Genomic DNA, 9,496 nt, shown 5'->3' with positions numbered 1-9,496 from the left:
GGCGAGAGCGGAATTGCACCGCTACGGTTACTAAGTTGTTAATGGTTTGTTTCAGTCGTTACGATTGACTGAGAGCCACTACCCTGCTTACACTTCAGGTCATTAACCTTCCATTTTGGCCGGAACGAATCGCACTCCTATATTTATACTAACAATTATAGATGAGCGATTTCGCAATCTAAAGGTATAAATTTCTCAAATAAGAAGATCTATCTTAGAGTTGCTATGAGATAACAACAAAGAAGGATGAACCATCAGAGTTGTAGGGTGCGTCAGAAGATAAATTCGATACGCCTACGGCACGCTACGCGAACGACAGCATCAGAATTTGAGTGTCTGACGCACCCTACTAATTGTGCCAGTTGCGTAAGTCGTGCAAATTAACAAATCGGACGATGACCGGGTTTCACAGCATGGATATACTCACTACCGGAAGTGGGCCATCCTCGTTTGTAAGCAGCTTCCTCTGGGTTTCCCCATCCCAACTGCAAGAGAATTTCCAGAAACTCTGACTTTTCCCACTTGCAAAGATTAGCCCATTCTGTCCTTTGTGCAATTCTACTCACATCAGCAGGATCGATCGCACGATAATCTTTACCATGATTGACACTCAGATAAAAATCCATAGCGGATGTTATCTCATGCCAAAATTTCAGTATGGAGGATTTAGCAGCTTTTAAAATCTCCACATCGCTTGGTAAAGCAATTAAGTGAGAGTCAACTTCTGGAAAGCGCAAAGACTTGCCTTTAACGGAAATCTCGCGCCAAACAATCCCAGAAACTCCATGTTGTCTTTGGTAATGATGAATAGTAGCTTTAAAATCTTGATAAGCTGTAAACTTTTGCACTCCCTCCGTTTTCAAAAATCTGTCTATTAAAGGATTTCCCGAAGGTTTCGCACTCAAGCTAAGGCGCTGTCCAGTGAGACAGGCTTGACGCTCGTGTGCCAAAATTGTTATTAGATCCTGGGTGGTGTAAACTTTGGTCATGAGAACACCATTCAGTTGGTTTAATTGCAAGTTTAACCTCTGAACCAATATTTTTTGGTTATCCTTTACTAATAATTTGGAAATTTGGTACGTTGTTGGGCTTTAGCGCCAGACATAGTGCTAAAGCCCAACAACGTACTTTAGGGTATGTTAGTTAGTTAACTCGCTGCTAAACTCGTTGAATGCTTTTGGTTTTAACTCCTTAGACTCAGTACGAGGTAGCAAGTTAAACAATTCCCGAAAGGCATCATCGATTTTTTCAAAAGGTACTTGTCCTTTTTCGTTAATTACTTGCTTACCTGATTTGTCAAGTAGGACGACTTGGGGAACAAAACCTTGGTAATAATAACCAACTTCTGTGGGTGCGTAGTTGGGTTTAATGGGGATAGAATCGACGCTGACGGGGATAAAGTCGGCGGCTCGACCGTAAAATGCTTGTAGTTGGGAAACTACGATCGCATATTGCTTACAATCTTTACTATCGTCGGCGTAATACACTAACAGAGTCGGTTTATCTCGCTTTAAGGACTCTGCTAACGTTACCTTTGGCGGTACTAAAGAACCATTTCCGCCATAAAGGACAAAAATATTGCCATCATAGTTATCATCGTTCATACCCGCTAGGGCTGACGGTGTTCCGAAGAGAAATAGGCAACTGAGGGTAGCTACTAGCAAGATTAGCCAGCTAAACAGTCGTCGTCCAGAATTGAGAAAAGTAGCGATACTCATTGTGACTCAGAATCCTTACGTTTTCATTATCTCAGCGCAACTGCACTTCTCTTATGCTTTCAATCAACACCTTGTTACCTCTTACCAGGCGATACTCTCCACGCCAAACGCCAGGAATTAAAGGTTGACTGGTGGAGTTTTTCTTGCCAACGTAACTCAACCGAACCCGATTAGTTGATTTTAGCGGTTGTTTGCGATCGATAAACACTTTACCATCAGGTGTTATCAGCCGAAATTGTTCTTCATCCCCCTGACGCACTCCAAAAGCTTGCACCCAAAATAACAATGCCGGATTATTTGTCGCTAAGCTAGTTTCGGCAAACTTTCCTTGCCAAATTTCTGCCATTGTAGGTTCTTTAGGGGCAAAACCTGTACGAATCAAACCTGTTGGAACATATTCTAAAGGTTGTTGCCACAAAGGTTGACGCGCCACATTACAACCTTGAGAACTGCCAACACCAACAAAAGGGTCTACAACTTTATCCTGATAGCGAACTGTTAAATGGACATGGGGAAAAGAAGCTAAACCTGATTCTCCCACCATACCTAAAACTGCACCCGTTCCGACAGATGTATTTGGTTTGACGGCAATGCTACCTTTACGAAGATGACAATATTGAGTTTGCCAACCGTTACCATGATCTATAATTACGCCGTTACCGCATTCTATACCTTGAACTCTGCTTTTGTCGGTTTGGTCTGCTACCCGAATGTCGGGAACTCCGTCGCGTACTCGTAAAACTTTCCCGGAAGCAACTGCTTTGACTGCTACACCTTTTGCCATTGCGCGTTCGTCTGGAATCGCAAAATCTGTGCCATTATGAGTGTCGTAGGTCAGCTGACCACAAGCAAAATCAATTGCTGCGGCACTGGGGTCACGGTCTAAATAGTGCATGATAAAGCAGTCTTTGCCTAATGTACAGTCGATCGGTAAGGAAAGTTTAAAACTGTTTCCTGCTGATTGCGCTGAAGTTATATTTGGTTGTTTACCTACGCCAAGAATTACTGTGAGGAGAAAAACCAAAGTTGCTATAGCTAAAAACGTTTTTTTCATGAGTTTAACGTTTTTTCATGAGTTTATTGTTGGAAATGACAGCTTGGAAATGACAGCTTGGAAATGACAGCTTGGAAATGACAGGCAAGATGCCTGTCCTACAAGACTGGGGGAATTAAATTTTAGCTTTTCTTTTTTCCCTTTCTTCTGCCTTGGTTTTAACTGCTGCGACTGAAAAAAATTGCTGCTAGGATGATTAGACTTAAAAGTGATAGGGGAACCCAAAGATCAATTATTTGCTGAGACATAGTTTTAGATTAAAAAGCTTTGCTGGGAGTGGAATTTATGAGATATCCAGAGAGAGTGGTATGGTTGGAGGAACGCACAGAGTTAGGTGTGTTATCTGAAAAGGCGTTGGCAGCAATTGGGGAAGTTTTAGAAGAAAAGGTGATTCCGGCGCAGACTCGTTTGGTACAAGAAAATACTACACCTGATGGTCTTTATATTTTAAAACAGGGGAGGCTAGAGGGCGATCGCATAAATCAAACTAATTCAGTTTGGGCAATTAGTTTACTTCCCGGTGCTTTAATTCATTTACAAGAACTACTATTTGGGCAATTAACTCAAAGAACTATTATAGCTTTGAGTGAATGTGAGTTATGGTTTATTCCTGCTCCTAAATTTCAGGAGTTAGTCGCTGCATATCCCGAAATTAGCCAAGCTTTTACGCAAAAGTTAGCGATGGAATTAGTGCAGCTTTCTTCACAGTTAACATATCAGCAAGAACGGCAAACAATTTTACGCCCTTATTTAGTCACAAAAGCCAAACGTGGGGTTGTGGGAAAAAGCCGCTATGCGGAAAGGTTGCGCCAACAAATTAAACAAGCAACTAATGATATGGGTTCGGTTTTAATTTTCGGAGAACCAGGTTTAGAAAAGGACAATATTGCGGCTTTAATTCATTTTGGTTCGGCTCAAAGACGGGAACCAATGATTAAGTTAGATTGTAGCACTTTGCAAGCTAGTGGTGTAGATTTGTTTGGTCGTGCTGGCGGTAAACCGGGATTAATTGAATGGCTAGGAACAGGAACTTTACTGCTTAACAATATTCAAGAACTCCCCGAATCATTAATTCCGAAAATCGCTCATTTATTGGAAACTAAAACTTTCACGCCTGTAGGGGTTCAGGAATTAGAAACAGCCGCCTTAGAGATTGAGTGTCAGGCTAAAATTATTATGATTTCGGAGAGGACTTTGCCGAGTATCGATCGCTTAGTCAAGCATTTAATTAAAGTTCCTCCTTTGCGAGTCAGAAAAGCTGATATTAGTGACCAAGTAGAATACTATATGCGATTATTTTGTCGCGCTAAAGGTGTTGCAAAACCGCAAATTACAGATGAGGCTTTACGCAGGTTACAATCTTATGATTTTCCGGGAAATTTGCGGGAATTAGAGAGTTTGGTGGAAAGAGCGATCGTCCAATCTCCCGGTACTAAACTATTAACAGAAGAAGTTTTTTGGTCAGCACAAACAAAGAAGAAAGAATTTCGCGTCAATCTCTTAAATGCTAATCCTTGGTTAAGGCGATTTTTGCGTAGTCCTTGGTGGCCCGATCGTATAAATTATTGGTTCACTTTTAGCTTTTTCGCCTTTGTTGTTGCTATCTTATTTCTGGCTCCCCAAAATCGGCAAGAAAACTTTGCTTTAAACTTATTTTGGGCTTGGTGGTGGCCTTTAATTTTAATCGGATTTCCCTTTGTCGGACGCTTGTGGTGTGCGGTTTGTCCCTTCATGATTTATGGAGAAATTACCCAAAAATTATCCTTATGGTTATGGCCTAGACAATTAAAACGTTGGCCTAGACAGTCAGCAGAAAAATGGGGAGGTTGGTTTTTATTTGGTTTATTTGCCTTAATTTTCCTTTGGGAGGAACTCTGGAATTTAGAAAACACAGCTTATCTTTCGGCTTGTTTGCTATTATTAATTACCGCCGGAGCGATGATATTTTCTACTATTTTTGAGCGCAGATTTTGGTGTCGCTATCTTTGCCCGATCGGGGGAATGAATGGCTTATTTGCTAAACTGTCAATGACCGAATTACGAGCGCAACAGGGGACTTGTTCGGCTGAATGTACTACTTACCAATGTTATAAAGGTGGGCCGCAAAAAGGAGAAGGTTTAGCGACAAATGGCTGTCCTTTATATTCCCATCCGGCACAATTAGAAGATAATAAAGATTGTGTTTTGTGCATGACTTGTTTGAAAGCTTGTCCCCATCGTTCCGTAGAATTAAATTTACGCCCTCCGGGAATTGAACTTTGGACAACTCACACTCCGCACACCTATGAAGTAGCGTTGTTAATGTTGTTATTAGGTGGAGTTTTTCTGCATCGTTTACCGGAAATAAATGCTTGGTTGGGATTAAATTTAGATTTAACTCAATTTTGGACTCATTTAGGATTTTCATTAGCAGCATTACTCCTACCAGTATTAGTTATCTTTGTTGCTTATGGGTGGATCAAGTTGGTGATTTGGTGGACTGTATCGAGGACGCAAAACTTTATTAAACCTCGCTCTTTTATAGAGTTAGCTTACGGTTATTTACCGCTAGTTTTAGGGGCAAATTTAGCCCATTATTTGCGGTTAGGTTTAGGCGAAGCTGGACGTATTTTACCTGTGAGTTTAGCAACTTTTGGTTTGCATGGTGAAGGTTTACCAATAGTAGTTGCTCACCCGGCTGTGATCGCTTTTTTACAAGGAGTTACGTTGATATTTTCGGTACTTTGTTCAGTAATATTAACTCAGAAAATTGCCCGTCAATCTTTTAAATGTTTGTTTCCTCAACATCTAGCGACTATTGTTTTGTGTGTTGGATTATGGGTGATTATTGTTAACTCTGTTATTTAAGTGACTTTGGGATTGACAAATTAGCCAAAGTGTGTATTTACAGTCCAAATCAGGTGATGCCTACGGCGGGTCAAGGTTGCGCGATCGCTGAAAAAGGAATAAAATTTAATTGTCTTTAGATAAATCTATCTAGCGAGGGATGCTCCGATCGGTTGCGTTTTGAAATGATTAAAAGTTTTGCCTGTAAAAATCCCTCGACTCACAGCGATTAAATCAAGTCGTTCGTTAGCAATGGCGGATTTACCATGAATAAATTTCAGGATGTTTTCATTTCCTACGGTCGAATCGATAGCAAAGCTTTTGCCAAAAAACTCAACTCTCGCCTGGTAGAGCAAGGATTAGAAGTTTGGTTTGATTTTGACGACATTCCCCTGGGGGTAGATTATCAAAACCAGATTGATGACGGGATTGAAAAAGCAGATAACTTCCTGTTTATCATTGCACCACACTCGATCAACTCTTTCTACTGCCTCAAAGAAATTGAATTAGCACTCAAGCGCAAAAAACGGATCATTCCCCTACTGCACGTAGAGCAGATTAGCAAAGAAACCTGGCAACAAAGGCTTCCTAATGGTAATGGTACTGATGAAGAATGGGAAGCTTACAAGGCGCAGGGGAAACATTCGAGCTTTGCGAATATGCACCCAGAAATTGGCAAAATTAACTGGGTTTACTTTCGGGAAAATATTGATGATTTTGAAGCAGCTTTTCAGGGATTACTTGCCATCCTAGAGCGACAGAAGACATACGTGCATCAGCACACAGTTTTGTTAGCGAAAGCATTGGAATGGGAGAGGCATCAAAAGCAGTCACAATATTTGTTAATTGGTGAAGAACGGCAAGAGGCAGAACAATGGTTGAAGGTAAGATTTAAAGAAGAGCAACCTCCCTGCATCCCCACAGAGATCCATTGCGAGTACATCACCGAAAGTATCAAAAATGCCAACAACTTGATGACTCAGGTTTTTCTCTCTTATGCCGATGAAGATCGGCCCACAATGGAGCAGATTCGCAACAGTTTACGGCGAGAAAGCATTACAGTTTGGACAAATAAAACTGATATTCAAACCGGGGAAGCATTTGACGAAGCGATTAAGCGCGGAATTGAACAAGCGGATAACTTAGTGTTTTTGCTGTCGCCAGATGCGGTTAAATCGAATTATTGTCAGCGAGAATTGGACTTAGCTGTGTCGCTGAATAAGCGAATTATACCTGTATTGGTGAGCCAAACTGATCCGGATCAGGTGCCGATCGCACTACATACATTGCAATATATTAACCTGACCAACAACGTAAAGGAAGACGATTATCTACTCAACGAAAGCCAGCTGTTGAAAATCCTGCATGAGGACGCAGCTTACTATAACGAACATAAGGTTTTGCTAACCAAAGCGCTCAAGTGGAAGCGACAAAACGAAAATCCCAGCATTCTGCTACGCGGGTATAACTTGCGGAGTGCCGAGACATGGCTAAAAGTAGCACAAAAAAGAACGCAGCATCGACCCATAGAGTTACAAGAAGAATTCATTACTCAAAGTCTGCAACAACCGCCTTTAGAGTCGATCGATATATTTATCTCTTATTCCCGTGCGGATTCAGACTTTGCCAGAAAACTGAATGATACCTTACAAATGCAGGGGAAAACTACTTGGTTTGACCAAGAAAGTATTGCTTCGGGGAGTGATTTTCAGCAGGAGATTTATCGGGGAATCAAAGCTTGTGACAACTTTTTGTTTATTCTTTCGCCCCGTTCGGTGAACTCGCCATATTGTAAGGATGAAGTCGAGTATGCAGCTTCGTTGAATAAACGCTTTGTAACGGTGTTGCATCGAGAGGTAAATCCGGGTGATTTGCATCCAGAGTTAGCCAAGGTGCAGTGGATTGATTTTAATCAGAACGATCGGGATTTTAATGCTAATTTTAACCAGTTGCTCAGAAGCGTAGATACTGACCGAGAATACGTTCACAATCATACTAAATGGTTGCAGAGGGCGCTGGAGTGGCAGCAGAAGGATAAAAGCGCTGATTTACTGTTGCGGGGTAATGAATTTGTCATTGCTCTAAATTGGTTGGAGGAAACGGAAAAACAAAAGAAAAAGCCTGCGGCGACTGAATTACAGAAGGTATTTATTGCGGCAAGTCAAAACGCCATAGCCGCAGCAGAGGAACAAGAAAAACACCGACAAGCCGAAATGCTGCGTTTACAGGAAGAACGGACGAAGGAAGTTGAAGCGCGATTAGCCGAACAGAAAAAAAGCGCCAAACGACAAAAGTTGTTTCTGGTTGCTGTGAGTGCAGCATTGGTAGCGGCTGTAGGCGTTAGTATAGTGGCTCTTGACGAAAAGCGAAAAGCACAAAATAACTTAGCAGGTCAAGTTAATGCCTTGAGTCAGTACTCAAACGCTCTCACTAATTCAAATCAGGAGTTTGATGCTCTGATTGAAGGCATTAGAGCGGGCAAGCCCCTATTAGAGCAACGCAAACCATTTACATTTAATTTCCGGCGCAAAGATTTGGGTCGAGCCGAAAATCAAGTTAAGGAAGCCTTGCAAAGAGCGTTTCTTGGGGTTAAAGAATTGAATCGCATTGAAGGGCAAACAGACGTTACTGTGAGTCCCGATAAACGAACGATTGCTACTATCACTCAAGACGGGAAGGTGAGACTCTGGAATTTTCAGGGTAAGGAACAGGAACGAAAACCCCTGAGCCATAACTCAGAAAAGATAAGACAAGTCTATTTCAACAAAGACGGGAGCAAAATTGCCACTGTTAGTGGCGAAGGGAACAAGCGAACTATCCAACTCTGGAACAGTCAGGGACAATATGATCGAGCCTTCGCTCCTGTGGAAAAGTTTGATTATATGGACTTCAGCCCCAACGATCAACTAATTTACACAAGTTATTGGGAAAGCGGCAAGCGGACAGCTAAGCTCTGGAAAATTGAGGGTAAGCAACTCCAACCCCTGCTTCTTCATGAGAAGTTTAATGATGTCAGTTTTAGCAAAGAAGGCAACAAAATTGCCACTGTTAGTGGAGAAGGGAACAAGCGAACTATCAAACTCTGGAACGGTCAGGGACAACTAATTCGAGAGTTCGCTCCTGTGGAAAAGTTTGATTATATGGGCTTCAGCCCCAATGCTCAGCTGATTTACACAACTAGTAGGGAAAGCGACAAGCCAGTTAAGCTCTGGAAAATTGAGGGTAAGCAACTCCAACCCCTGCTTCCTGATGAGAAGTTTAATCATGTCAGTTTTAGCGATGACAATAAGCTGATTGCTACTACCAGTAACAAGATGATAAAACTCTGGACACAAGATGGTGAAGAACTTCAAACTCTATATCCAGGTACTGTGGTCAATAGAGTTTATTTCGACTCCAAAGGCAAAACGATTGCTACTGTGAGTTCCAATCAAACTGTTAGTTTCTGGAATATTGATAGTAGCGATCGCAAACTTCTTGAAGGTCAGAACGCTAAGTTCATTAATAACAGTGAGTTCATCGCGACTATTCATGACGCAATAGGAGAAAACCAAAGGGTTAAAATCTGGAATTGGGAGGGCAAACCACTCGAATCCTTACCTTTTGACCATCAGTTTAACGATATCCGTTTCAGCGATGATCGCAAGTTGATTGCCACTTTTAGCGGAGAATGGGACAATCGAACGGCTAAACTCTGGAGTGTAGAGGGCAAACAACCCCAACGCTTTCTCTCTAACGAGACATTTAATGGTGTGGATTTCAGCAACGACGGCAAGTTGATTGCTACTTATAGCGGAGAATGGGACAATCGAACAGTTAAACTCTGGAGTGTAGAGGGCAGACAACCCCAAAGCTTACTCTCTAACGAGACATTTAATGATGTAGGTTTCAGCAACGA

General features: G+C 41.8%; 5 protein-coding genes. 2 read left to right on the top strand and 3 right to left on the bottom strand.

What is annotated here, in order from left to right; all coding sequences use genetic code 11:
- Window positions 1–380 precede the first annotated feature (380 nt).
- The 3 genes from ACE1CC_RS32525 to ACE1CC_RS32515 all read right to left on the bottom strand — a co-directional run bounded on the left by ACE1CC_RS32525 (window position 381) and on the right by ACE1CC_RS32515 (window position 2,772).
- A complete protein-coding gene (locus tag ACE1CC_RS32525) occupies window positions 381–989 on the bottom strand; it encodes a hypothetical protein (protein WP_413274581.1) in 609 nt (202 codons plus the stop codon).
- A gap of 150 nt (window positions 990–1,139) precedes the next feature.
- Window positions 1,140–1,718: a thylakoid membrane photosystem I accumulation factor gene (locus ACE1CC_RS32520; protein ID WP_413274580.1), complete on the bottom strand. Its 579-nt coding sequence runs from the start codon at window positions 1,716–1,718 to the stop codon at window positions 1,140–1,142.
- A 31-nt stretch (window positions 1,719–1,749) separates the two neighbouring features.
- Window positions 1,750–2,772 (bottom strand): M23 family metallopeptidase, encoded by a 1,023-nt coding sequence (locus ACE1CC_RS32515; RefSeq protein WP_413274579.1) that lies wholly within the window; start codon window positions 2,770–2,772, stop codon window positions 1,750–1,752.
- Between the two features lie 285 nt (window positions 2,773–3,057).
- On the opposite strand from ACE1CC_RS32515, the gene ACE1CC_RS32510 reads away from it, so the two are divergent.
- Window positions 3,058–5,619, top strand: coding sequence for a sigma 54-interacting transcriptional regulator (locus ACE1CC_RS32510; RefSeq protein WP_413274578.1), 2,562 nt, complete (start codon window positions 3,058–3,060; stop codon window positions 5,617–5,619).
- A gap of 245 nt (window positions 5,620–5,864) precedes the next feature.
- Window positions 5,865–9,496 (top strand): toll/interleukin-1 receptor domain-containing protein (locus ACE1CC_RS32505; RefSeq protein WP_413274577.1); only part of this gene is annotated, 3,632 nt, incomplete at its 3' end.

Source organism: Floridaenema aerugineum BLCC-F46 (assembly GCF_041929345.1).
GTDB lineage: Bacteria > Cyanobacteriota > Cyanobacteriia > Cyanobacteriales > Aerosakkonemataceae > Floridanema > Floridanema aerugineum.
The sequence above is the reverse complement of the archived record's forward strand: the minus strand, read 5'-3'. Positions and strand labels throughout refer to the sequence as shown.

Excerpts from the sequence above, each read along its gene's own strand:
- ACE1CC_RS32520 (WP_413274580.1), bottom strand. The coding sequence starts at position 1,718 with ATGAGTATCGCTACTTTTCTCAATTCTGGACGACGACTGTTTAGCTGG.
- ACE1CC_RS32525 (WP_413274581.1), bottom strand. The coding sequence starts at position 989 with ATGACCAAAGTTTACACCACCCAGGATCTAATAACAATTTTGGCACAC.
- ACE1CC_RS32510 (WP_413274578.1), top strand. The coding sequence starts at position 3,058 with ATGAGATATCCAGAGAGAGTGGTATGGTTGGAGGAACGCACAGAGTTA.
- ACE1CC_RS32515 (WP_413274579.1), bottom strand. The coding sequence starts at position 2,772 with ATGAAAAAAACGTTTTTAGCTATAGCAACTTTGGTTTTTCTCCTCACA.